The 24,562-nt window shown below is 66.0% G+C and carries 18 protein-coding genes and 1 tRNA gene; 6 read left to right on the top strand and 13 right to left on the bottom strand.

Going from position 1 to position 24,562, the window contains the following annotated elements:
• Positions 1 to 186 precede the first annotated feature (186 nt).
• Positions 187 to 732, top strand: coding sequence for a hypothetical protein (locus ACFW6D_RS15830; protein ID WP_379328714.1), 546 nt, complete (start codon positions 187 to 189; stop codon positions 730 to 732).
• Between the two features lie 177 nt (positions 733 to 909).
• On the opposite strand, the gene ACFW6D_RS15825 is transcribed toward ACFW6D_RS15830, so the two are convergent.
• Both ACFW6D_RS15825 and ACFW6D_RS15820 read right to left on the bottom strand, forming a co-directional pair.
• Positions 910 to 1,497, bottom strand: a complete 588-nt coding sequence (locus ACFW6D_RS15825) for a hypothetical protein (RefSeq protein WP_379328712.1) — start codon at positions 1,495 to 1,497, stop codon at positions 910 to 912.
• Between the two features lie 476 nt (positions 1,498 to 1,973).
• Complete coding sequence (locus tag ACFW6D_RS15820; RefSeq protein ID WP_379328710.1) at positions 1,974 to 2,555, bottom strand: hypothetical protein; 582 nt, start codon at positions 2,553 to 2,555, stop codon at positions 1,974 to 1,976.
• Between the two features lie 167 nt (positions 2,556 to 2,722).
• On the opposite strand from ACFW6D_RS15820, the gene ACFW6D_RS15815 reads away from it, so the two are divergent.
• From ACFW6D_RS15815 to ACFW6D_RS15805, 3 genes are all read left to right on the top strand, one after another.
• A complete protein-coding gene (locus ACFW6D_RS15815; protein ID WP_379328708.1) occupies positions 2,723 to 2,989 on the top strand; it encodes a helix-turn-helix domain-containing protein in 267 nt (88 codons plus the stop codon).
• Between the two features lie 198 nt (positions 2,990 to 3,187).
• A complete protein-coding gene (gene xerC / locus ACFW6D_RS15810) occupies positions 3,188 to 4,483 on the top strand; it encodes a tyrosine recombinase XerC (protein WP_379328706.1) in 1,296 nt (431 codons plus the stop codon).
• Positions 4,484 to 4,632: 149 nt separating this feature from the next.
• A complete protein-coding gene (locus ACFW6D_RS15805) occupies positions 4,633 to 5,667 on the top strand; it encodes a hypothetical protein (RefSeq protein WP_379328704.1) in 1,035 nt (344 codons plus the stop codon).
• 356 nt (positions 5,668 to 6,023) lie between these two features.
• Here ACFW6D_RS15805 and ACFW6D_RS15800 read toward each other — a convergent pair whose 3' ends face one another.
• The 3 genes from ACFW6D_RS15800 to ACFW6D_RS15790 all read right to left on the bottom strand — a co-directional run bounded on the left by ACFW6D_RS15800 (position 6,024) and on the right by ACFW6D_RS15790 (position 7,931).
• On the bottom strand, positions 6,024 to 6,746 hold the full coding sequence (locus tag ACFW6D_RS15800; protein ID WP_379328702.1) for a hypothetical protein: 723 nt from the start codon (positions 6,744 to 6,746) through the stop codon (positions 6,024 to 6,026).
• Positions 6,747 to 6,791: 45 nt separating this feature from the next.
• Positions 6,792 to 7,070 carry a hypothetical protein gene (locus tag ACFW6D_RS15795; RefSeq protein ID WP_379328700.1) on the bottom strand — a complete coding sequence of 93 codons (279 nt, stop codon included), beginning with the start codon at positions 7,068 to 7,070 and terminating at the stop codon, positions 6,792 to 6,794.
• A 787-nt stretch (positions 7,071 to 7,857) separates the two neighbouring features.
• Positions 7,858 to 7,931, bottom strand: a tRNA-Pro gene (locus tag ACFW6D_RS15790).
• 435 nt (positions 7,932 to 8,366) lie between these two features.
• Here ACFW6D_RS15790 and ACFW6D_RS15785 point away from each other — a divergent pair.
• A complete protein-coding gene (locus tag ACFW6D_RS15785; protein WP_379328698.1) occupies positions 8,367 to 8,852 on the top strand; it encodes a DinB family protein in 486 nt (161 codons plus the stop codon).
• 39 nt (positions 8,853 to 8,891) lie between these two features.
• A complete protein-coding gene (locus ACFW6D_RS15780) occupies positions 8,892 to 9,311 on the top strand; it encodes a MaoC/PaaZ C-terminal domain-containing protein (protein WP_379328773.1) in 420 nt (139 codons plus the stop codon).
• Here ACFW6D_RS15780 and ACFW6D_RS15775 read toward each other — a convergent pair whose 3' ends face one another.
• The 8 genes from ACFW6D_RS15775 to ACFW6D_RS15740 all read right to left on the bottom strand — a co-directional run bounded on the left by ACFW6D_RS15775 (position 9,312) and on the right by ACFW6D_RS15740 (position 24,454).
• Entirely contained in the window at positions 9,312 to 9,638 is a 327-nt protein-coding gene (locus ACFW6D_RS15775; protein ID WP_379328696.1) for a helix-turn-helix domain-containing protein, read from the bottom strand. It abuts the gene before it with no gap.
• 270 nt (positions 9,639 to 9,908) lie between these two features.
• Complete coding sequence (ligA, locus tag ACFW6D_RS15770) at positions 9,909 to 11,900, bottom strand: NAD-dependent DNA ligase LigA (RefSeq protein WP_379328694.1); 1,992 nt, start codon at positions 11,898 to 11,900, stop codon at positions 9,909 to 9,911.
• A gap of 67 nt (positions 11,901 to 11,967) precedes the next feature.
• Positions 11,968 to 12,594, bottom strand: coding sequence for a LysE family translocator (locus tag ACFW6D_RS15765; RefSeq protein ID WP_379328692.1), 627 nt, complete (start codon positions 12,592 to 12,594; stop codon positions 11,968 to 11,970).
• A gap of 77 nt (positions 12,595 to 12,671) precedes the next feature.
• On the bottom strand, positions 12,672 to 14,324 hold the full coding sequence (locus ACFW6D_RS15760; RefSeq protein WP_379328690.1) for a bifunctional 3'-5' exonuclease/DNA polymerase: 1,653 nt from the start codon (positions 14,322 to 14,324) through the stop codon (positions 12,672 to 12,674).
• 179 nt (positions 14,325 to 14,503) lie between these two features.
• On the bottom strand, positions 14,504 to 15,931 hold the full coding sequence (locus ACFW6D_RS15755; RefSeq protein WP_379328688.1) for an MFS transporter: 1,428 nt from the start codon (positions 15,929 to 15,931) through the stop codon (positions 14,504 to 14,506).
• Entirely contained in the window at positions 15,928 to 16,638 is a 711-nt protein-coding gene (locus ACFW6D_RS15750; protein WP_379328686.1) for a hypothetical protein, read from the bottom strand. The genes ACFW6D_RS15755 and ACFW6D_RS15750 overlap by 4 nt, the downstream gene beginning before the upstream one ends.
• Positions 16,635 to 18,098, bottom strand: coding sequence for a condensation domain-containing protein (locus ACFW6D_RS15745; protein ID WP_379328684.1), 1,464 nt, complete (start codon positions 18,096 to 18,098; stop codon positions 16,635 to 16,637). Before ACFW6D_RS15745 ends, ACFW6D_RS15750 begins: the two co-directional genes overlap by 4 nt.
• On the bottom strand, positions 18,050 to 24,454 hold the full coding sequence (locus tag ACFW6D_RS15740; RefSeq protein WP_379328682.1) for a type I polyketide synthase: 6,405 nt from the start codon (positions 24,452 to 24,454) through the stop codon (positions 18,050 to 18,052). The genes ACFW6D_RS15745 and ACFW6D_RS15740 overlap by 49 nt, the downstream gene beginning before the upstream one ends.
• Between the last annotated feature and the right edge of the window lie 108 nt (positions 24,455 to 24,562).

Raw genomic sequence — 24,562 nt, 5'->3', positions numbered from 1 at the left:
TCAACTGAGCTGATCCGCGCCGAGCTCTGGCGATATAGTTCTTGTCAGGCGGGCCGCGCCCACCTGACTCCAAGCTGGCAATCTCCCACGCAGAGGCTGGCTACTGAGGACAAGCCGTCTCCGACGCAGCGCGATTCGATTGCCTTCCAACCTTGTTGGGCGGCGTGGGAGTCCAGAGGGAGAGTCATGATGAGCAAGTCCAATAGGGCTCGCAGCCGTGCTGTTCGGCAGCGGATGGCGGAGACCGGTGTCAGCTACACGCGCGCTGCGCGCGAGGTGGGCAGTTCCGCAGGTCGCGTCGGCCGGAGCGGCACAGACGCTGTCAGGGCCTATGTCCGCGCTCTGCTGTCGGACCAAGCTGATGAGACAGACCTGCGCGATGCTGAAATCCGAGCGCTGCAGGCGCAAGGGCGACGCATTGTGGACGGTGGGCAGATCGATCAGGACGAGTGGGAAATCACGGACTGGGCCACGGGCGCCAGGATCGCCTACGGCGCCGACGGTCTCGATGGGTACGACGAGACTGCCCAGCGGCTCGATCCCGAAGGCACGTGGATACACATCGACAACATCGAACCCGAAGTCGCAGACCTGCCGTCCATCGAGGGCGTACCGACGAGTCTGGGCACAGCTCTTGCAGATTGGATCGGCTACCGAGCAACAACAAACGAAGAAATCGCGGAGTTCATCGAGTGGCCGGTGGACAAGGTCCGCGCCGCTCGGCGAGAGTGAGCGCACGGCCGCTGGCGTGAGCCCGGCTGACCTCACCGCGGATGTGGCCGCCTGAACTGATCGGGACGAAACAGCAGATGGCCCCGGTACCCCATTTCGGGTACCGGGGCCATCCGCTGTTCATACCGCCTCACCTTTGTGCGAAAAACCGGACACTGCGCAGTTCGCAGACCTGTCTCAGGCCAGCAGATCAGGCAGGTCGGGGAAGCCGGGCCGGACAGGCGCCTTCGGGTTCTCGGTGCCGGTGGGCTCGTGGGCCTGCATCTGTATCCATCGTGCCGCGATGGGCTGCGGTGGGCTTCCCGCGTACATGAAGGTCCCGGCCACGATGACCGACAGCATCAGGCACCAACCAGGCACCGAGGCGACCAGTACTGAGGTGGATTCGTTGAGCGCGTGCGGGTAGCCACCGAGGTGCAATCCGTTGCCGATCAAGACAAGCCCGATCCCGGCGCTGGAGACGATCTCGAACAGCCACCGCGCCCAACGCGGGTACCAGCCCGGTGACATGTGCACCCGGCAGTAGAGAGCCTGGATAGTGACCGCGGTGACCGCGACAGGCCACACCGCAGCCTCCCAGCCCGACGCGCCCGCCAGCCTCTCCCACTCGACCCCGAACGACGCGGCCGCGGCGAACACCGCGACGGCGACGAACGAGAACGCCCACTTCGACGGCGCCGAGATCGAGTACCGGTGGACCAACTGCTGGCGAAGTTCTTCGCTCGATGGCGTTGAGGCCCCCGAAAGGCCGCGTGTCTCAGTCATATTGGATACTCCTGGTTGACAAGGATTAGAGCATCAGTGTGAGCGCATGCACCGACACCAATCGGCAAGGGCGACAACTGTAGCGAGGCACGCGGTATTGCTCCGCCGCGGCCGTGTGGTGCCGACCGCACATGGTCGCACCCAACGACGCTTGTCAGCGGACACGCCTGCATTCGCAATGTTGGCAGGAGGCTCCGGTGAACCGCAGTTTCGAGGAGTGGCGTTGGACACCTGTCGCTGCGCTCGGCAGTGACCAGGTTCTGATCCTCGCAGTGTCACAGCGCTCGGGTACTGGCAGAGTTCCGGCGGGCGCCTTGCGCACCTCAGGTGAAGGGGTCGTATGGGGTTCTCCCTCTTCACCCGCTCGCGATAGTCGGGCGACTGTGCGCCGAGCGCGCGGCCGCCTAACTGAAGTGCACCGGCGGGCAGCGCGATCCAGTCCGTGTCCAAGCCCGCCGTCTTGGTTGCCAGCGCTGTCAGCGGCCGCGTTCGTAGCCGCGCTGGTTCTCGCGTAGGGACCTGGCGATGGCGTTCTCGTCGCGCGGCTTCCAGTCGGCGAGGGCGCTGCGCTGCGGGCTCAGGATCGTTGGGTGCACTGCGTCGTAGGCCTCTCGTTCCTGTTTGACCCGGTTGACGTTCGCAGCGATCCGCATGCGCTCGATCGCGGCACCGAGGAGTTCGGTGATCTCCTCACTGAGGCTCACCAGACGGTCGTAGCGCTCGCCGCGTGGCACCCGTGTCTGCAGCCGCTCGACCAGAGCATCGAGTTCCTCGCGTATCTGCTCCAGGCGCCGACGATCTGGGCCGGGCCCAACACGTTTCAACTCCCCTCGTAGGTCCAGGAACTCGTCCTCCATGCCGTTCATCTGGATCCCCTCCACGTGGCCTCGCTGACTCATCCACGCTACGCCGAACTGCCCGTCCCGGGTCGGCGCTCTGGGCAAGATGAACAGATGACCGCTGGCGCGAAACTCGATCCGCCCCTGCCGTTTCGCCGAGGTCCGGCCCGCAGCGCCGAACGCCCCGACCTCGTAAACCAACGAGCTCAGGGCGTTCATGATTGGGTAATTGGCCTCGCGCAGCCTTGACGCAAGCTAATGGTTGGCGTTTCACAGCGTAGACATTGCAGACGGTGGAGGAATCTGGCAGGTCGAGGGATACCGACGACGACTCATCTACAGTGGAGTGTGAAGAGTCATTGACCGGGGAGGAACCTCGGTGACGCATGCCTTCCCATGACTCCCCCTCGACAGCCCCACGTCCGAACGACGGGACAGGTCCACAACGACCGTCCCAGCCCGACGACGAAACATGGCTGAGCACCGTCGAACTTTCGCACCGTCTGAAGATCCCGGTGAAAACACTGGCCGCATGGGCCTCCGCCGACACCGGACCGCGCTTCGCCCGCATGGGCCGCTACCGCCGATACAGACTCGGCGACGTGCGCGACTGGGAAGCTCAGCAGCTGTTCATGCGCCGCGATAGTCGCTAACCGAAACGCGGCACGCGACAGACCCTTTCGCGCAAACAGATCACACATGCTTGCCGACGATGCCCTATGCATCCGAGGACCTTCTGCGCGTCCACCAGCCCGCCCGGCAGCGATGTCCCCTCCCCCAACTTTGCGAGCTTCGGCGCGCCGAGTATTCGGGCTGCCGTGCTGTCTACAACACACGAATGGGGTGTGACCATGACCGGCCGCCGTCCGCGTCCCGTGGGTACGTTCGCGACTCCGTCCAAACCCAAGAAGCAGCGCAACGGCTCGTGGAGAGCAACGGTTCGCTTCTACGGGGTCTGGGGCACTCCCCAGATCACCCGATTCGGCGCGACCTCCGGTGAGGCAAGCGACCGACTGGCCGAGGCTATGCGCGATTTCCGCGAGGTTCCGCGCAACAGCCAGATCACACAAAGCACCACTCTCACCACGCTCGCCCAGGAACTCTTGGCCGAGATGCGGGCCGATACGGCCTGCTCTGCGGGTCTCGTCGAGGACTACCGACGCGAGATCGAAGTCTCCACACACCGCCGCGCGAACACGAAGACGATCAAGATCGACAACTCCATCGGTCGCCTCCAGATCTGGCAAGCAACGGCCGGCGAACTCGACCGCCACATCAAACAACTCACCACACTCGGATTCCGACGAAAAGCCAAGCAACACAAGATAATCCTTCGATCAATGATGCAAATAGCCGTCCGGCACGGCGCCCTCGACACCAACCCCATCGATGGCGTAGCACCGTTCAGAAGGGTCGCCAAACCCGCCCGCGGCAAGATGGCCGACATGGCATCCTTGCCGGCATTCCGTGACCAGGTCCGCGCCTGGGCGCGAGGCGAAGAGGTTCCCGGGACACCGGCATACAGCAGCGGTCCGAAACGGGACTGGACCATGGTCTGGGTTGTCGATGTCATCACCGGAACCGGCATCCGCCCCTACGAAGTCTTTGCACTGTTGCTCGACGAGATCAATCTCGACGTGCCCGTCCCCTATTTCGACGTCACCGGCACCCTCGTGGAAGTCAAAGGCGCAGGCAACGGTGGATGGGTCCGCAAGCCCACACCGAAGTCCGAGAACGGCTGGCGCCGAATCCTGTTGCCCCAACACACTGTTGAAGCAATCAGTGAAGCGATCATCGACCTCGAGGTCACCCGATGCCCGAACCCGATGGGCCTGTTGTTTCCTGCCCGCAACGGATCACTCCGCAATCCCAACAACTTCGGTCGCATCTGGCGAGCCGCCCGGGGCGAGAACTTCGCCTGGGTCACCCCACGCACATTCCGACGCGGCGTCGCCACCGCGGTCGACCACGCCTTCGAAAGCCCCGAACGAGCCGCCCGCCAACTCGGCAACACCACCGCGGTCGCCAAAGCCCACTACATCGACCGCCCAGACACCGCACCCGACAATCGCGAAATCCTCGAGCGGTGGGCCAAAGGCGGTCCGCAGGAACCGCGCCAGTCACCACTCGAGACCCCGGACACGTAGACCGTGATAGCCCGATCGGTGTGCAAAAGGCACAGAACGCCGGAAACGCACGCCAGTGTTCCGAGCCACAGATCGGACACGGTCCACTACTCGGTTCTGTCGATACAGTCGATATTGGCCAAACCAGTCACCCCGATGAGAGATATTCCGTGACAACCGATTTCATCGAACCCCAGCCCTCCGACGACAACCAAGAGCACCCGCTCGGCGCGGAGCGCATCGCGGCGATGGTCACCGACCTTCCTCCTTTGACCGGCGAGTTCCCCAACGCCGACATTTCACTCGAAGCCCAGGCCGCCGACATGGTGCAGGAAATGCTGTATGCCATCGAGAAGCAACTTGTTATTGTCGCCGGCCAGATTTCCGAGTACACCGACGGAAACGGTCGTCTTGTCTGTTGGACCGTGCAGCGAGTCGAGACGTGGAATATCGGGAGAACCACCCAACAACACGTCCCGACGTGGGCCACGGTCCGTGAGGACCGCCGTCCCTTATACGCAATGATGTCGAATGCCATGATCCTGCGTCGATTGATCTGCGCCGAAAACCCGAGTCCGCCCGTGTGGGCGTACGTAGCCAACGAGCGCAACAAGCCCCCGGCCTCAAATTTGCAGGACCTCGTCTGCGACTCTTCCTGCGGCAACGGCCTGCCCGTGTGCCCGGGCCATCACGTACCGCCCGGACATACCGCGCTACTGATGAGTGTCGATCCCGCACAGGTTGTGGCCAGCAACTATTCCCGCTGGGATCTCGCGCTCAGCGGTGCGTATATTCCGGCGGATTACCTCGATGCAACTCGCTTCCATCGCCTCCTCTCCACCGTCTATCCCGAGGACGCTGCCGACCCGATATCAGCCCGGGACTGGACGCCTGCCCTGCGCATGCTCGCACGAGCGTCAGCTGTCAGAGCATTCGATCTCACGCCAGGAATCCCTGGGATGGGCCAGCGAAGCCTCTTCTCCGAAGCTGACGAGGCGCGTCGTGATCGCACCATACAGGTCGCGTTGCCAGCGTTGAAGCACTCGCAGGTGCGTCAGGTCATTGATGGGCCGTCATGGGAGCAGAGAGATAAATGGTGGTCCTTCGCGGTCAAGCACAAGCCGGTCGCCGCTGGGCAACGCAGACATGCATGCTTACCCGTCGACCAACTCGGTCAGCCCGGCGTCGAGGGCGACAGCGTGTGAAACCGGCCCTACGTTGGGCACGACCAGCGATTGCCCACTCGTGTAGCTCGTCGAATCTTCCGCTGGCGACAGACTCGTAGAAGCTGCTGAGCACTTCAGACCACTCTCGAAACTCGAACCCTGCCTGATCACCCAGGTTCGACTACAACACCGCCCGAATACGTCCTGACCTGCGCATACTGCCTGAATCGGGAAACTCGAACCCCTGATCCCCACAGTGCGAGGTTAGAGTTCGACCACGATAGCCGACTACACAGGAAACACAGCCCCCCCGCGGGCAGGAAGGCTTGGCGTTATCCCGTTCGCGCGGGTCGGACGGCGACGACGGAAGCACCGTCCAGCCGGACAATTCGGGCTCATCCCCGCTCGCACGGACGAGCGGCATCCCTCGCTTCAGCCGCACCGACCGTCCCATCTATCTCGAGGTGATTGTCGGCATCAATGCTTGCCTGGGGCGACGAACGTAGCAACCTCTGCTGGACGTTGCTCCCCGTGTCGTCAAGGACTATCGATCGCAACCAGCGATCGAGTGCCGCGAAGTCCTCGCCGGTAAGCCCTCGAAACGACTCGACGTGCCACAGGAGCGCGGGACCTCGATGATGGACGGCCACCCAGGAGCGGTCGGCGTCGGTTATCTCGTCGTCGACCCAGGCGAACGGGCGTCCGGCGGCCCAGTCCACGAGGGTCCGGGTCTTCCAGCACAGCCCCAACCATCGGTCCTCGCGTTCGTGCTCGGGAGCGGGTTCCGGCCAGCGCACGACCGGCAGCCAGGGCAGCCCGAGGCGGGGTGCGATCTCGGCGTTGGCTTCGTCTTCCCATGTTGTGGCCCAGACCGGCTGGCATAGCAGATCTGCCAGCCGACAACCTGCCTCGAGGCTGAGCCGCGACAAGTGCGAGCCCGATACGGCGTTGCGCGGCTCGCATTCGGGGTCTTCACCGAACGGCAGAAGCGGCCCGTCGACATCGAGGAACAGCAGCGGGTGGTGCGAGTGATCGGTCATGGCGCCGTCTCGATCAGAGTGAGAGATGCTCTCACTACACCACACCGGACACAGCAGGCCGGCCAGGATCGAACCCAACCCCGCTGGGTCGACGTCAGTGTCGCACCGCCACGAACCTGTGGATCACCCCGATCGGCGTGACTTCTCGAACAGCTTCTTGAATTCGGCATCGCGAGTATTCCGCCCGACGCAGGCGAGTTGGTCGGCGAACGCGGACTGGGCCGCGGCGATCAGATCCGCGGATACGTCAGGTGTGGCGTCCATGATCTCGAGCAGCGCGTCCTGGACGTCACTGTTGAGCGACAAGTGGGTCCTGCTGCGACCCTGCTGGGCTTCACCGAGTGCCCATTCGAACTGGCGGCGCAGCTCGGCGTCGGTGCGCGGCCCGGAAGATCGGCACATGCTCGTGGCATCCTCGGTGACATTTGCTGGGCGGGTCGTAGAGAACCTCGCGGGATAACTGGGTTCACCCTGATCCTGCCAACGAGCCCTCCTTCGCACAACAGAGGTGCCCAGGTTGATCCAGAAGCAGCATGGAGTCGAGATAGGTTGAGTCCGGACGTGATACGACTCGCCTCGACCGAAGAGCCGGTCGAGGCGAGTCCTTCCCTGTGCACCCACGCGCCGCCGCCACGTCGCGGGGCGCGGTCCAGCCTAGGCTTTGCAGGGTCACCGGCGCGGGAGCCGCGCCCGCCGACTGGATAGCGGATTACGGTCGCTTGATAGCCACTGCCACAAGCGAGTTCGCGGATCGCTCTGCTGTCCGCCACGCGGGATCCGAAGGCCGAACTTCACGATTCCCCATAGGGAGCAGCGGCTTCGGCTGCATCAGCGCAAACCCGGCATCGAGAGACGGCGCATGGGACCACTCAGAGTTCAGGTTCGGCTCACACGCGCGGACCGCCCAACAGGTGGAACGGATGGCGCCTTCGCATCGATCCCAGGCCCGTTGCAGCATCGGTCGGGGCAGGAGCGGGACTCCCCCGCATAGGTCAGCGTTGACGGCGGACGTGAAGAAGGGCTGCACCTGACCGACCGCACGGACCGCTCTCCCAGCAACCTGGCGGAGAGGAATCACGAGGCACTGGACAGGTGATCAGATTCAAAACTGTGGAGTTTGGCCAAACCACGTCAAGTCTCCGGACACAGAGAAACCCCCTCCGACCGAGGTCAGAGAGGGTTTTCACTGTCGGGCTGACAGGATTTGAACCTGCGACCACTTGACCCCCAGTCAAGTGCGCTACCAAGCTGCGCCACAGCCCGTTTCTTGCCCCCGTCTCCGGGTGCTCGAAAAGATTACCTCACCTCCCGGTGAAGGTACTAATCGGCTGGTAGATGCACCTTTTTGTCGATCTGAAGGAGCGGTCAGCAGCGAAGTGGTGGGGCCGACGTGGGTGCCGAGATCAGTGGGTCCCACCTGGTTCCGTGGTGTCGCGCGGTTCGACGCGGTGCCCAGTGTCGGATCGGCTGTGTGACATACTCGCGTCAGGCGGCATCGAGTCCTTCGGTGCTCGACCGGCTGCGGTGTAGATCGACCCGCATCGCCCTCTCAGCGAACATTTCGCCGATGAGCACTCAGATACCTCTCCCCCGGTTCGCCTCCACCACTGGGACGCGTGGCGCTTGCCCCGTGACCAGGTACCGACGCGGTACCCGAACATCGTTGAGCCGATCGACAAATGAATGGAGTGAAAGTCCTTGACTACCAAACCGATTACCACCGGCGCCGAGCGCACGATCATCGAGAACACCCTCGATCGCAACCGCGACGCTCTCATCGCGACCGTGCGCGGCCTGTCCGACGCAGACGCCCGTCGGAGACTTGTTGCGTCGCTGACGACACCGATCTCCCTGATCAAACATGCCGCCGCGGCCGAGCGGATCTGGTTTCAACGATTCTGGGCAGGCCTCGACGAGTCCGCGTGCGATGGGTACTCGAAGCGGGACGAGGGTACGTTCGCCGTCGCCGAGCACGAGTCGCTGGCCGACGTGATCGCCGAATTCGAGCGTGCGAGCAGTCGGTCGCGGGTGATCGCCGCTCGGTTCGAGCTGGATGACACCAAGCACAATCCGCGTGAAGGAACTGTCAGCATGCGGTGGACGCTGCTCGCCATGATCGAAGAGTTCGCTCGCCATGCAGGTCACGGCGATATCCTTCGGGAACAGATCGACCAGACCGTGTGACACTCGCACTACAGCAAATATCGCTCGCACGGGCTAACCATTAGCTACCTTGCGGGATGTGCGCACACCTCCTGGCGACTCCAGTTTGCTCGACTTATCCGACTCATCGATGACGCTCGAGCAGTCCTATCGAACCGACGACTGCTATGTGGCCTGGTCAACGAAGCGGCCGCGTCGGTGAACCTGGAATCGCCTGTCGCACAGGGCATGTTGATGATCGGGATCGGCGCTGGCTATGTGACCTCATGGGCGGGAGATCCTGGCGTGGTGGCCGAGTGTGCGGTGCGGCTGACCAGCCCGGTCTACGTGCCCGCCAGTGGGGCGACGGTCGAGTACACCGGCAAAGTGAAGGCTGCCGATCCGCACCGCAAGACTGCGACAATCGCCATCACCGCAAATCAGAACGGCAGGAAGATATTCGGACGAGCCGTGGCTGTGATCCAGTGCGCGGATCGATAGTCAGCCGTCGAGGCAAACAGCGAGCAATCCGTCACTGACGCGTAGACGCTCCGCCATCGCAACGAGGATATCCATTGCCTCGTAGGATAATCCGACAGCACGCAGCAACAGTGCACGCGGTTCTGCGAGTACGAGCTGGCGGATGAGGGTGTGGTCGTCGACGTCAGGACGGGCTGCCGCGAGGAAGAAGTATTCGGGGGTGACCTGGAAGTACTCGGCCAGTGCCGCAACAGTTTTCGGCGAGGGATTGTCGCGATTCCCGGATCGCAGCTGGGACAGATACGGTGCGGAGATACTGTGACCCGCCGCCTGCAACATGCGTGCCACGTGCCGGTTTGTGCACTGACGCACGTCCGGCCTGTTGTCGAAAAGATCATTGAGGCGGGCAGCGAAGTGCGTCACGGCGGTTCCTCGGCGTCAAGTTGGCCAGAAGAACATGATGAGTCGCGGACTGTGCTCGTGGCAATAGTCCTAGCAAACTTACCGCTCTCGTCACAGAAACTCGGCACGAGGTCTGTAAGTCATGACGACGGGCTGATGCGTGGAACAGGCTCGTTCGGAGTTGCGCGCGGCCGACGTTCCCGCAGCGGCCTATGCCTAGATGACCTTGGCGTCGATCAGCAGGTTCCAGATTTCGCCCTGGTCGACGACCTCGACGCCGAGTTTTTCCGCCTTGGCCAGCTTGCTGTCGCCGACGCCTGCGCCGGTGATGAGCATGTCGGTGTTCGCGGAGACCGAGGAAGCCGCAGTTGCTCCGGCTTGTTCGCAGAGGCGCTGGAAGGTTGGGCGGGCCACCTTTTCGCCGGAGCGTGGGTCGCTGATCGCGCCGGTGATCACCACTGTTTTGCCTTCGAGGGGCGCGCCTGCCGCGATGACGGGTGGTAGATCCTCTTCGCGCACGTCGAGGAAGACGCCGAGTTCTCGGAGGCGGTCCAGTTCTGGGCGTAGGCGGGTCAGGTGGGTGACCAGGGAGGCGGCGACCTTCGGGCCGATGTCTTCCACTGCGACGAGGCGTTCCTCGCCTGCGTCGGCGACTTCTTCCAGGGAGCCGAAGCCCGATCGAGCCAGGCGGGCGGCGGTGCCGTCGGAGGCCATGGGGATGGCCAGACCGATGAGGGCGCGGCGTAGGCCGACCTGGCGGCTGGCGTCGATGGAATCGATCATGCGTGCGGCGGAGATTTCGCCGATGCGGTCGAATTCGAGCAGGCGTTCTTTGGTGAGTGTGTAGAAGTCCGAGGGGCTTTCGAGAATGCCTGCTTCGGCGAGGCGTTCGATCCATACTCCGCCGATGGCGTCGATGTCGGCGGCTGCGCGGGAGGCCCAGTGGATCAGTCTGCGGACGGTTTGCGCGGGGCAGGAAACGTTGGTGCAGAACAGTTCTCGGCTGTTTCCCTGCTCGGTGACCGGCTGGCCGCAGGAGGGGCAGGCGGTGGGCGAGATGATGTCGAGTTCATGGCCGGTGCGTTTGGCGGCGTCGAGTACGCCTGCCACGAACGGGATCACGTCGCCTGCGCGCCGGACCAGGACGGTGTCGCCGACCTTGATGTCGCGGGCGCGGATCACTTCCTGGTTGGCCAGGGTCGCCTTGGTGACTGTCGTGCCGCCGACGAACACCGGCTCGAGCCAGGCGACGGGGACGATCTTGCCGGTCTTGCCGACGTCCCAGATCACCTCGCGCAGCAGGGTGGTTTTCTCCTCGGCGGCGAACTTGAATGCCAGCGCGCCGCGTGGGGAATTCGACCGAGTTCCGGCCGCTGCGTAGGCATCTCGGTCGGCCAGCCGCAGTACGGCACCGTCGATGTCGTAGTCCAGGTCGTTGCGGCCCTGCTCGATCTCGGTGATCGCTGCCTGCGCCTGCGCGGCATCTGCGCACAAGCGCATCTCCGCTCCCGCGACGCCGATGGCGCGCAGCCCCTCCCCCAGGTCGTGGGCGGCGTCGTCGGCGGAGGTGTCCAGGTCGAAGCCGAAGAACTGTAGGCGCCGCTCGGACACCGTGGTCGGGTCCTTGGCTCGCAAGGTGCCTGCCGCCGCGTTGCGTGGGTTGATCAGCGGCTTGTCGGGGTGCGCGGTGTTGTAGGCGAGGAAGGTCGATCGCAGCATGACCGCTTCGCCACGCACTTCGACGCGGCCGGGCAGGTCGATCCGCTCGGGAACCCCGTCGACGAGGGCGCGGACAAGGGGGGTCACGTCGTCGCCGGTGGTGCCGTCACCGCGAGTCACCGCACGGGCCAGCCGCCCGTTCTCGAACACCAGGGCCAGCGACAAGCCGTCGAGCTTGGGCATCACGACCACCGACTGGCCGGGGAACCGATCGAAGAACGCCGCGACCTGCTCCGGCTTGGTCGACTTCTCCAGCGACAGCATCGGCCGCGAGTGCCGCACCGGGGCGTGCAGGATCGAGGGCGCGCCGACTTGCTCGAGCGGGTTCGGGTCGGGCGTGAGCTCGGGATTCGCCTCGATCAGCGCGCGCAGCTCGTCTTCGATCGCATCGAATTCGGCGTCGGCGACCAGCGGCGCACCCTGGTAATAGGCATCCCGAAGCTCGACCATCCGGTCGGCGAGTTCTTGAATACGTTCCCCTGTTTCCACAGACAAGACGCTACCGATAGCCACCGACAACCAGCGGGCCGACATTCGCGAACGGCCGCAGGCAGCGCTACTTGGCGTGGTTGCCGGTGAACGCCACCGAGACGCCGAGCCCGATCATCGAGAAACCGCCGACGGTCCCGAGCGTCTCCTCGCGTCGCGGCGAGCGGCTGAACCAGTCGCGCAGTCGTGCGGCGAGCACCGCCCAGAGGCTGTCCGACACCAAGGCGATCGCGACCGCGATCAGGCCGAGCAGCAAGATCTGCAGCTGGACGTGCCCGGCGCCGCGATCCACGAACTGCGGTACGACGGCGGCGGCCAGAATGAACGATTTCGGGTTCGACGCGCCCACGACGAAGCCCTGGCGCACCGAGGTCCGCCACGGCAATGCGGCGCGTTCCGGGTTCAGGTCCCCCGCGCCGAATGCTCCGCGATGCCGGATCGCGTTCACCCCGAGGTAGATCAGGGAGGCCGCGCCGGCGATTTTCACGATCCAGAACAGGATTGCCGACTCGGCCACGATCGCGCCGAGTCCGACCGAGACCAGTGCCAGCACCGCGAGCAGTCCCAGGGTGTTGCCTGCCACGCTGGCCAGCGCGACGGACCGGCCGTGGGCGAGGGCCCTGCCGATGGCGAAAACTACGCTGGGGCCGGGAATCACGATGATGATCAGAGCTGCCACACCGAACGTGATCAACTGTTCGAGACTGAGTATGAGACAACGCTAGACCCACAACGGGGCGAGCGCCATCGCTTGTACGGTGGCTCGGTTCCTTACTTGGCGTCGCCGTAGCACTGCACGATCGCCGTGGTGAACGGGAAGCGAACCGGTGTCTGTCCGAAGGCGATTCGGCCCGCGGTGTCGGCGGCGACGGCGATCGCTGCGGACACCACCTCGGCTTCCTCGGTCGGGCAGTGCACTATCACCTCGTCATGTTGAAAGAAGACCAGTTCGGCTCGGAGGTCTCGGAGGGCGTGGCGGATGCCCGCCAGGACCAGTAGGGCCCAGTCTGCGGCGCTGCCCTGGACGACGAAGTTGCGGGTGAAGCGGCCTCGGGCGCGGGCCGCGGAGTCGGTGCGGGTGTCGCGGGATGTGTCGGTGTCGTCGGGGGTGGCCGATAGGGGTGTGCAGGTGCGACCCAGCCAGGTGCGGACGAGGCGGCCTTCTTCGCCGGCGTGGGCGGCGTCGTCGACGTAGGCGACTGCGGCTGGGTAGCGGCGGCGTAGGCCTGCCATGTGGGTCAGGGCATCGCCGGAGGTTTGGCCGTAGATGGCGCCGAGGAGGGCGAGTTTGGCTTGGTCGCGGTCGCCGCCGAATCCGCGGGTCGCCAGGTCGGCGTACAGGTCTTCGCCTCGGCCTGCCACGTCCATCAGTCCGGGGTCGCGGGAGATCGCGGCGAGGACGCGGGGTTCCATCTGGTCGGCGTCCGCGACCACCAGTGACCAGCCGGGGTCGGCGCGGATCGCTTGGCGGATCACCTTCGGGATCTGTAGCGCGCCACCACCATTGGTGGTCCAGCGCCCGGATACCGTCCCACCGGGCAGATATTCGGGTCGGAAGCGGCCGCCGTGGACCCACTGTTCGAGCCAGGACCAGCCGTGGGCGGTGTAGAGGCGGTACAGCGATTTGTAGGCCAGGAGTGGTGCGACGGCAGGGTGGTCGATCTGCTGGATTTCCCATTTTCTGGTGGAGGACAACAGGATTCCGGCGCGGCCGAAGGCTCGGATGATGTCGGCGGGCAGGTCGGGGCGGACCCGCACCCCGGTTCCGAACGCTCGCGAGACCTCGTCGGCCAGTTCCGCCAGGCGGCGCGGTTCCGATCCGCCTGGAAAGCGTTCTCCCAGCATCGAATCCAAGAGTTCGCGGTGTACATCGGCGCGCCACGGGATGCCGAGCTGCCCCATTTCGGCGGCGACGAGCATGCCTGCCGATTCGGCGGCGAGGAGCAGTCGCATCCGGTCCGGATGCTCGGTCGCGGTGGTGCGGGCGACCTGCGCGGCATAGACCGCGAGCAGAGCGGTGAACTCGTCGACCCCCGGCGGCAATGGTGCCGGGCCCGACTCGAACAGTGACGGCTGGGTCTCCACCGCCCGCAACGGCGTGTCCGGTGGAACGGGCAGGTTGTGTAACCGCGCCCAGGACGCCGCCAGCGAGCGAGCCTGGCCCGACTGCCCTTCCTCGTACCCGATCAGCAGCGCCTCGGCCGCCTGCACGTCATAACACCGCTCGACGCGCACACCCGCCGCCAGCAGCGCACGGTAGATCTCCGCGGTGGACCGCCACACCCACCGCTCGACCTCGGGCCGCGACCGCACCGCCTCGACGAGCGAGGTCTCCTCGAGCACCGGTCCAGCAGGGCGACCGTCCGGATCGAGCGGACACAGCCGAGCGCCACCATCCCCCGTCTCCGCAATCGCCCATCGCACTTGTGAGAGTCTGGCAGCCGGGTCCGACAGAAACGCTGATCGATGACCAGAGCGGACTCGGCGCGTGTGAATCCGCGCCAGCCAGCTTGCGGCGTCAGCTCTGACACGCGCGAAGCGTTAGTCCGATCCCTCCCTCGACCGACGTCGGCCCAAGTCTGTCCCCGCCATGCGAGCGGCGGTCAACGAGCGGCGTCCGCGGCCAGTTCTCGACGCTCTCGCGACGGCATCGCCAATGTCAGCCCGGCGAGAACGAAGGCCACGACCGCAATCGCGCCCATCATCATGATGCTGCCCCCGAGACTGTGCGAGCTGAAGAACACCGTGGTCAACACCGCGAGCCCGACCGCGTTCCCCACCTGCTCGACTGTCGGCAGCACACCCGAAGCCTCGGCCATCCGATCCGCATCCAACCCGGACAGCATCATCGGCTGCAGCTGCACACCGAAGACCCCGACCCCGAATCCGGCCGCGAACACCGGACCGGCGCAGAGCCACGCGTTCGCCACACCGTCGACCAGGAACAGATAGATCCCGCCCGCACCGATACACCCGCCGAACAATGCGATCCCGGCCGCCAGCGCCCAGATATCCCACCGGGGAACCAGAATCAGCGACCCGATGGCACCGGCGCCCGCGCCCACAGCGAACAGCGTCATCACCATGCCGGTGAGCAGCGGTGAGTAACCGAGCACATCCTGCATCGTGATCGAGGCGGCGAACACGAACGCGGTGAACAGCCCGAAGAAGGCGCCGACCAGCACCGAGCCGATCCGGAAGCCGTGGTTGCCGAACAGGTCGAGGCGCAAGAGCGGGTTGGCGCCTCGCGCCGTGCGACTGCGCTGCTGGGCGATGAAGACCGCCGTCAGCACGAGCCCGGCGATGGTCACGGCGATGAGGTCCATGCGCCACCCGTGCTGCTGGATCTGGGCCAGGCCCGCGATCAATGCGAACAAGCCGAGACCGGACAGTGCGGCACCGACCAGATCGAGTTGGTGGCGGCCTTCCGGGCGGCTGCGGTCCAGGAATTTCCAGGCCAGCGCGAACGCGAACAACCCGATCGGCAGGTTGATCAGGAAGACCGATCGCCATCCCCAGCCGCCGATATCGATGGTGAGCAGCACGCCGCCGACGATCGGTCCGAGCATTCCGGCGAACCCGGCCACTCCCCCGTACAGCGCGAACACCAAAGGGTGACGTTCGCGCGGAAAACCCGCCGTGAGAATCGCGATCGTCTGCGCCGCCATCCCGGCCCCGGCCGCACCTTGAACGACACGAGCGATCACCAGTTCCGTTGCGCCATCGGCCGATCCGCACCACACCGAGGCGGCGGTGAAGGCGATCACCGACACCAGGAACATGGTGCGCCGACCGACCATCGCCCCGATCCGGGCGGCGGTGAGCAGGGTGCACGCGAAGGCGAGCGCATACCCCGAAATCACCAGCAGCTGAGCCGATCTCGACGCACCCAGGTCGGCGGTCAGGCTCGGCAGCGCGGTGTTCACGATCGTCACGTCGATCATCTGCATGAACACCGCGATCAGGCAGGCGCCGAACGCCAGCCACGCGCCGAGCTCGGGCGCCTTCGCGACCCGAGTGGTTTCGCTCATGACACCAACTCCATCGTGGCCCGCGGTGCCGACATCGACATCTGGGTCGGGAAACTCAACTGCACCATCCGATGCGGTGCGGCCACCTCGAACAGCGCGACGAACGGCGGCACAACCGAGCCGACCATCTTGTCCAGCATCCCGTTCACCTGCTCGAACCCGGGCCGCAGCCGCACCTGCCAGCACGGGAACACCCCGGCCTGCCCCGCGAAGACGACCTGTTTCTCCACCCGGACCAGCAGCGGCCAGTGCACGGAGGCGGCGAGCCAGGCGTCGACCGATTCGATCAGCCCGTCGGCGAATTCCAGGCCACGCAACATCGTCAGCCCACCGGCGATCGGCATCACATTCGGCGGAAAGGGGCCGGGCAGCCCACCGAGCTGCAGGTGGACGGTGTCGACGAAATTCACTTCCTCGCGCGAGACCACCGTCGGCCCCGACCGCGTCAGCGCGCGATAGCTTTCCGCGTGCAGCCGCCCGTCGATCCGCCCGATGCGCTGCTCGACGGTCATGACCAGCGCACGGTCGCTCTTTCCTTCGGGGCTGGCCTCGAGTGTCGTGTGGTAGCCGCCCCGGTCGTGCACGACGACGTGCGACACCTCGAAACCGCCCGGCTGACCGGTGATGCCGACGCGATAGGTCGACTTCTCGCCGTCGGGAATGCCGGGATCACGAAAGATGGACGGTAGGAACTCTTCTCGGATCATGGGGTCACTACCTCTTCCGGGGCACTGTCGATGATGGCTCCGAATACGGACTTCATGGTGTCGAGGTAGCGGCCTATCGACTCCTGTGCGATCGCCGTATCGGGGAAGATGACGCTCAGCGACGTCCGGCCCGGGAGCCGGTTGATCCAGATGAGGGCTTCCTCCGAAGCGGCCCGGTTGGCGAAGATCCCGGCGTTCATACTGTCGAACAGTTCGTTGCCGAGGAAGTCCCTGGCATCGATGAACGAGATCATCGGGGTGACCCAGCCGGGCTCGGCCTTGATCTCGGAATCAGCGGGGAGCAGGTCGAGCACACGGTGAAACGAGGTGGGCGCCAACAGGAGTCCGCTGTCGTAGGCCCGCTGCGCGATCCTGAGCGCGCGGGGGATCGTGGTGCGTTCGGTCATCGGGAAGGCGACCGGAACGAGCGTCACGTACCAGCCCACCGAATTGTTCTCGGCCGCTGAGGTTCTGGTGCTGACCGGCGTCATGCCGAAGTAGTAGTCGGAACCGACCAGCTCGCGTTCGGCCAGTGCGGCCGCGGCGAACACACCGCCGGCGAAATCTGCGCCGTTGGCCCGGCAGACCTCTTCGAATCGGTCGGCCTCCTCGTCGTCGAACAGCACGATGCTGCGGTGGGCGCTGCGGTGGTAGCCGTCGGTCTTCTTGCCCAGGTCAAGGGGGAAGACCGGGAGCCGGTTGTCGTTGCCGCCCAACAGCGCGAGCCACTTCTTCACGCCCGGTGACGACAGGCTCTGTTGGTCGCTGAAGAACCGCTCGTTGCGGCAGTAGTCGAGATAGCTCGCCGCGGGGGCGAGTGGCTCAGCATCCTTCCACAGCTCGACGGCATAGAGCTGGGCGAAGTCGGCCGCGGACAGGTACTGCCCGAGCCCGTCGGTGTGCAGGTGGTCGACGGCCAGGTACACGGTGGTGGAGTCGCCGTGTTCGATGGTGCCGAAGGTAAAGCAATCCCATTGGAACGGCCCGGGTGTCGTCTTCTCCACGTGTCGGCAGATCGCCTCCGGGTCGTCGATGTAGCCGTAGTCGACGGGGACGAACTCGACATCGGCTTCCGGCACCAGGTGGCGGCGTACCGTGCCACCGGATTCGACGGTGAACCAGGTCCGAAAGGTGTCGTGGCGCAACAGGAATGCGTGGATCGCGCGGGTGATGGCGTCGCGGTCGAGGTCACCGGTGGGGAGCTCGGCGGTCACCAGGCACAGGCCGGAGAACCGGAAGTCCGCGCCGGAGTGCCGGTCGGCCAGGCGAAGGTATTGCTCCTGTTGTAAGGAGGGCGGTGCCGGGTGGGCCGGCGCCCTGGCGGCGCGCGCGACCGAGTCCGCCGAGGCGAACCAGGTCACGAGCCGCCCGGGCGCGGGGCGCCACTCGTCGATCAAGCCGAAGTCGACCATCAGTGCGATCCCGCCATCGAAACTTCCGCCGACTGTTCCACGGTCCATTGTTCGGGCACCTCGCTCGGCGCCGCCTCCGGAAGCGGTGGTGTAACAACAGGTTCGGACGCCAGGATCAATTCCGCCACCTTCGGCCCGGCCTGTTCCAGACTGAACGAACGCCCCATCTGCATCGACATCAGGTCGATGCCGAGTGTCTTGGTGACACGTGCGCCGAGCTCGACCGCCATCAACGAGTCAAGGCCCAGCTCGGGCACCGGCACGGTCATGTCGATCGACTCGACCGGGACGCCCATGACGACAGCGAGTTCGTCGGCCATCTTGCGAGCGATCGCGGGACCCCGCTTGGCTTCCTCCATCGCGGCGAGTTCCTCACGGAGTCTTGCCAATTCGGAGGTGTCCTTGGCCGAGGACCGGGCCAGGGCGGCGGTGCGGCCCGTGCGCACCAGCTGGGGGAAGGTGCCGGTCAGTTTCGCCCAGTCGGTGGGGATGATCGCCGCGTTGGTGGCGCCGAGGCGCAGGGTCTGTTCCAGGTAGGCGGTGGCATCGGCCATGTCGATCGGGCCGAAGCCCACCAGGTCCAGGTACTTTTCGGCGGTTTCGTCGGCGGCCATGCCGCCCGAGGCGCCCGCGAGGTGACCCCAGCCGACGCACAGTGCGCGTTCGCCTGCGGCGGCCCAACGCCGTGCCAGTGTTTCGACGGCGACGTTGGCCGCGCAGTAGTTGTACTGGCCGTAGATGCCGTACATCGAGCCGCCCGAGGAGCACAGGACGAACATGTCCAGAGTGATGCCCGCATCGGCGACGGCCTGATGGATCACCTGTGCGCCATGGACCTTGGGGCGGTAGACCCGGTCGAGTTCGCTCAACTCCATGTTGGCGAGCCGGTTGTCGGCCACCGCACCGGCGGCGTGGAACACCCCGCGCAGCGGATGTTCGTCGCTGTGTGCGCGCTCGATGATCGCGGCGACGGCGGCGGCATCGGTGACGTCGGCGTGCTCTTCGATCACCTCGATGCCGAGCGCCTCCCACGCCTCGAGCTGGCGACGAGCCGTCTCGGTGTTCGCACCGCTGCGCCCGACGAGCACCAGCCTGCGCGCACCGCGCAGGGCCAGCCAGCGACCGAGCGCCATCCCGAATCCGCCGAACCCGCCGGTGATGAGATAGCTTGCGGCGCCGTCGATGTCGAGCGGCGGCAGGTAGGGACGCACGGGCGGTGCCGGGTCGTCCATCCGCAGCGCGACGCGGCCGACGCGCGAGGACCGCAGGGTCTCCTCGAACGCCTGGCTCACCTCGTGCGTTTCGAACATCTGGTACGGCAGCGGGGTGTAGACGCCTTCGGTGACCTTCTCGAATACTCGCTGCAGTAGTGCCGACAGTCGTTGCGGGCGTACCGCGACCAGGCGGTCGAGGTCCATCGAGTAGTAGGCGAGGTTCTTGTCGAAGTTGGCCAATTCGAGGAGGCCGCCGGTGTAGATGTCGGCCTTGCCGACCTCGACGATGCGCCCGAATTCCGCTGCGGCGTTGAAGTTCTGGCGCAAGATCTCGCCGGGGGCGCTGCTGATGATCACGTCGGCGCCGACCCCACCGGTCAGGGCGAGTACGTCGTCGACGAAGTTGAGCGAACGCGAGTTCACCGCGAAGTCCGCGCCCATGGCGAGGACGTGTTCGCGCCGCTCGGGCGAGCTCGCGGTGCCGATGATGCGGGCGCCGATCGCCTTGGCCACCTGGATGGCCGCGGTGCCGACACCGCCCGCGGCGCCGTGGATGAGCACGGTTTCGCCCGGTTCGAGGCGAGCCAGGTCGTGCAGGGCGTATTCGGCGGTGCCGAAGGCGATGGTGCTGGTGCAGTAGCCGGGGTCGGTGTCGGCGGGCACGACGACGGCGAGCGCGCGATCGACGACGGCGAACCGGCGCATCATGCCCTTGGACGCGACCGCGACCTTGTCGCCGACCGACACATCGGTGACGCCAGAGCCCACCCGCACCACGGTGCCCATGCCCTCCATGCCGGGCACGGTGCCGAAGTACGTCGGCGCCAGTTCGCGTTCGCCGAGCAGTCCGATGATCTTGAGCGGGTCCTTGTAGTTGAGTCCGATCACCGCCATCGCGACCTCGACCTGACCGTCGCCGGGTTCGGGCCTCGGGCATTCACGCCAGGCCACCTGCGAGAGCAAGCGGGTTCGCGGCGTATCGAGCTCGAAGTTGACCTCCGGGTCAGCGAGGGGGTGGGAGGTCTCGAGTTCCTCGATGCGTTCGGGCAGCGGTTTGGTCACCACCGGCGCCAAGCGGACGCCGTCGCGCAGCAGTACCTCGTCGGCGTTGTCGAGCGAAAACGCTCCCGGCACACCGAGTTCGGTGACGAGGTCGGCGATCGGGGTGCTCGGCTCGGTGTCGATGAGACGCCAGCGCAGCGGGGTCTGCTCGTTGAGCAGCACCCGGCGGGCACCGGCCAGGGCGGCCTGGCGTGGGTCGGGTGCGATATCGCTGTCCGGTGCCGCGCAGGCGGATTCGGTGATCAGAGTGGCGTGGACATTGCCGTCACCGAAATGGATCTGTGGTGCGGCGCCTTCCACGGTCGGGGTCACGTATTCCGCGACCGCGACCGCGATGCGCTTGAGCGTCCACAGGTCGGCGACGTCATCGGTCCCGGCGCCGACCACGACGCAGACGTGCAGGCGTTGTGCCCCTTCGTCTTTGGCTGCCACCAGGTTCGCGACCAGATCGGTTTCCAGGCGGTCACCGGACGGGTCGGCGAAGTACATGCGCGAACCTGGAATCGCGGCGGCGAGTTCACCGGACCGTGCGCTGTCGCCGAGCGCGACGATCACCGTGGATACCGTCCCGGCCTCGGCGAGTGCCGCGGGGTCGAGGGCGTCGAGCTGTTGCATCGTTTCGGTGTAGTAGAAATCGGCCATCCGGTGCAGTGGGCTGTCGCCGGGCTTGAGCGCGCCGATCTGCAGTCCGGTCAACCGCGCTACCAGCTTTCGATCTGCGTCGAGCAGGTCGACGTCGGCACGCAGGCGGGCGGCGGGGTCGCGACGGGCGATGACGGTGATCTCCGCGGGGAGTTCGGCGAGCAGGCGCACCGCGTTCACCCCGACGGGCACCATGACACCCTCGTTGATCCGTTCATCGGCGAACAGCATTGCCGCGCACTGCATCGCGGCGTCGACGACGGCCGGATGGGCCAGGTGCCGTGAGCCTTCGGCGATACCGCCGTCGACGGTGGCCACCACGACATCGCGGCCGACCCGCACCGAGGTCACCCGCCGGAACGTCGGACCGTACTGCAGGCCTGCCGAAGCGAGACCCGCGTAGAACATCGCCGGGTCGACGTCGACGCCGATCTCGATGGTCGGCACCTCGACCTCGGTCTGTTCGTGGCTGCCGGTCAACGTGCGCCCCGTGGAGTGCACCGTCCACGCCGTGCCGGTCGCACTGCGCGACCTGATCATGAAGCGGCCGCTGGTTTCCTCGACGCTCATCGCGACCAGCGGAACATCGGGGGCACCCATGATCAGCGGTGCGACGAACCGAACTCCTTCCAGCGCAACCTGTTTGCTACCGATCCGCGACGCGGTGGCACTCAGAGCAGCATCCAGGTACGCCGCGCCCGGCATGATCTTGACGCCGTTGACGACGTGGTCGGCCAGCCACGGCAGCAGTTCGGTGCCCACTTGCAGCAGCCACTCGGGGCGGCCCTCCACATCCGGGTCGCCGAGCATCGCGTGGCCGTCGGGGGTGCCGAGGCGGGCCTGTTCGAACAGCGGCAGCGCCGAGTGCAGGCGGGTGCGCTGCCAGGGGTAACGCGGCAGCGGCACGTGCGCGGTGGCGGCGCGCGCCGACGGGAACAGCAGTTCACGGTCGAGGACACCGGCGGCGTGCAGGCCGATGAGGGTGCGCCGGAGGCTGTGCGAATCGGACTGTTCGCGGTCGAGGGTGGGCACGGTGGTGCCGTTGACGTCCGCGTCGACCAGGGCTTCGCGGATATTGCCCGACAGCACCGGGTGCGGGCCGACCTCGAGGAAGATCCGGTTGCCCGCGGCGATCAAGCTGCCCACCGCGGCGAAGAACCGCACCGGCTGACGGACATTGGACCACCAGTACTCGGCGTTCCAGTCGCCTTCGGTGACGAGCTCGCCCGTCACCGAGGAGTACAGCGGCACCTTCGGCGGCTGCGGCGCCAGCTCGGCCAGCACCGTGTGCAGTTCGTCGTGGATGGGGTCCATCAGACGGCTGTGGTAGGGCACCTCGACACGGAGGCGACGCGCGAATATGCCGTCTTCGGTGAGCTTTTCGGCGATCTCGTCGAGCCGGTCGACGTCGCCGGACAGGGTCAGGGAGGTGGGGCTGTTGATCGCCGCGATGTCGACGCGCGAGTCATCGGCGATGAGCGCGTCGGCCTGTTCGGTGGTCATACCGACCGCGAGCATCCCGCCGGTTCCGGCAGTCGTGGCCTGCAGTCGCGCCCGGTGGTAAGCCACGCGCACGGCCTCTTGCAGTGACAGCATGCCGCTCACGTACGCGGCCGACACCTCACCCACGCTGTGCCCGACGATAGCGGCGGGGTGAATGCCGTACTCGGCGAGCTCACGAACCAGGCCCACCTGGACGAGGAAGTTCGCCGGTTGGGCGACCTCGGTGCTCGTGACCCGGGATTCGTCCTCGGGCTTGCTCAGTTCCTCGATGATCGACCAACCGGCGATCGCGCGGAATTCCGCGTCGATCTCCTCGGCCGTTTCGGCGAAGACGCCTCCGGCCGCGAGCAGCCCGCGCGCCATCTTCCAGTGCTGTGGCCCCATCCCTGAGAACACGAACACCGGTTCGGCGGCACCCGAGGAGACTGTGCGGCCCGCGTCGCGGCCGGTTCCCGACGCGTATTCGTGCAGCTCACGGACCAGTTCTTCGGTGGAGCCGTCGAGGAGTACGCCGGTGCGGAAGGGGTGGTGCGCCATCCGGGTCCACGCCGCTTCGGCCAGCCGATCCGGGTCGGCGCCCGCGGTGATCAGGTCGGCGAACCGGCCTGCCAACGCGCGGGCGGCACCGGTACTGCGGGCCGAGATGGGCAGGATGCCGAGGTGGCGGGCCGGTTCAGGCGGCGCAACGGGTGCGCTGTATTCCTGCAGGATCGCGTGGGCATTGGTGCCGCCGTAGCCGAAACCGTTGACCGCCACCGACATCGGCGGGGCGTCGGCGGGCATCGGCTGCGCCTCGGTCTGTACGTGCAGGCCCAGTTCCTCGAACGGGATGTCGGGGTTCGGGTTGTTCAGCCAGCCCTGCGGCGGCAGAGTGCGATGCTGCAGTGCCAGTGCGGCTTTGATCACGCTGGCCACGCCAGCGGCGGCTTCGGTGTGGCCGATCGTCGCCTTCACCGAGCCGACACCGATGGTCCCGGTGCGGCCCGACGGTGACCCGAAAACCCGGCCGAGAGCACGCAATTCGACCGGATCGCCGACCAAGGTGCCGGTGCCGTGCGCCTCGAGGTAGGTGATCTCGTCAGCCGGGATACCCGAGCGTTCGCACACGGTGCGGGCCAGTGCCTCCTGCGAGTCGACGTTCGGCACGGTGATCGCGGTGGTGCGCCCGTCCTGGTTCGACCCGGTGGCCTTGATCACCGCGTAGACGCGATCGCCGTCGCGGACAGCGTCTTCGAGCTTCTTCAGCGCCACCATGCCCGCGCCTTCGCCGCGACCGTAGCCGTCGGCGGACGCGTCGAACGATTTGCAGCGCCCGTCGGTGGCGAGGAACCCGCCTTTACACATGAGCACGAAGGTTTCGGGCTGCAGCATCACATTGACCCCGCCCGCGAGAGCGACCTTGCAGTCGTCGTTTTCGAGGGCCTGGCAGGCCAGGTGCAGCGCGACCAGCGACGACGAGCACGCGGTGTCGACGGTGATGGCGGGACCGACCAGGTTCAGCGCGTAGGCGATGCGGTTGGACAGCATCGTGTAGGAGGCGCTGGCCGGGGTGTGCATGTCGGTGTGGAACAACGCGGGGCCGACGACGCCGATCACTGACTGGTCGACCACGAAGCCGCCCACGTAGACCCCGACCTGCGCGCCGGCCGCGCGCCCCGCGATCCCGGCGTCGTCGAGGGCCTCCCACGTCACCTCCAGCATCAGTCGCTGCTGTGGGTCGAGCACCGTGGCCTCGCGGGGCGATATCCCGAAGAAGTCGGGGTCGAACTCCCATGGATCGGTGGTCATGAAGGCGCCGTGTTTGGTGTAGCTACGACCCGGCGTGCGCGGCTCGGGGTCGTAGTAGCGCCGCCAGTCCCAGCGATCGGCGGGCATCTCCACTACGCCGTCGCGTTTGTCGACGATAAAGTCCCAGAACGATTCCGGGGAATCGATTCCGCCCGCGAACCGACATCCGATTCCGACAATGGCAATATCCGACACGCAATTATCCTTCGGCTCGACCGGCCAGTACACATTTGACCGTTGGTGCCAACGTAGAACTCGTCACCGTGGCGATCGTGGTGATTACCGACCTCTGGAATTTCGGAC

Origin of the sequence: Nocardia sp. NPDC058705 (assembly GCF_042749305.1) — a bacterium.
GTDB lineage: Bacteria > Actinomycetota > Actinomycetes > Mycobacteriales > Mycobacteriaceae > Nocardia.
Note: the sequence above shows the minus strand (reverse complement) of the source record. Positions and strands in the feature narration are given on the sequence as shown.

Coding starts and splice junctions, on each gene's coding strand:
- ACFW6D_RS15750 (WP_379328686.1), bottom strand. CDS start 16,638: ATGATCCGAGAAGAGTTCCTACCGTCCATCTTTCGTGATCCCGGCATT.
- ACFW6D_RS15830 (WP_379328714.1), top strand. CDS start 187: ATGATGAGCAAGTCCAATAGGGCTCGCAGCCGTGCTGTTCGGCAGCGG.
- ACFW6D_RS15820 (WP_379328710.1), bottom strand. CDS start 2,555: ATGAACGCCCTGAGCTCGTTGGTTTACGAGGTCGGGGCGTTCGGCGCT.
- ACFW6D_RS15795 (WP_379328700.1), bottom strand. CDS start 7,070: ATGTGCCGATCTTCCGGGCCGCGCACCGACGCCGAGCTGCGCCGCCAG.
- ACFW6D_RS15745 (WP_379328684.1), bottom strand. CDS start 18,098: ATGGACCGTGGAACAGTCGGCGGAAGTTTCGATGGCGGGATCGCACTG.
- ACFW6D_RS15825 (WP_379328712.1), bottom strand. CDS start 1,497: ATGACTGAGACACGCGGCCTTTCGGGGGCCTCAACGCCATCGAGCGAA.
- ACFW6D_RS15815 (WP_379328708.1), top strand. CDS start 2,723: ATGCCTTCCCATGACTCCCCCTCGACAGCCCCACGTCCGAACGACGGG.
- xerC (WP_379328706.1), top strand. CDS start 3,188: ATGACCGGCCGCCGTCCGCGTCCCGTGGGTACGTTCGCGACTCCGTCC.
- ACFW6D_RS15755 (WP_379328688.1), bottom strand. CDS start 15,931: ATGAGCGAAACCACTCGGGTCGCGAAGGCGCCCGAGCTCGGCGCGTGG.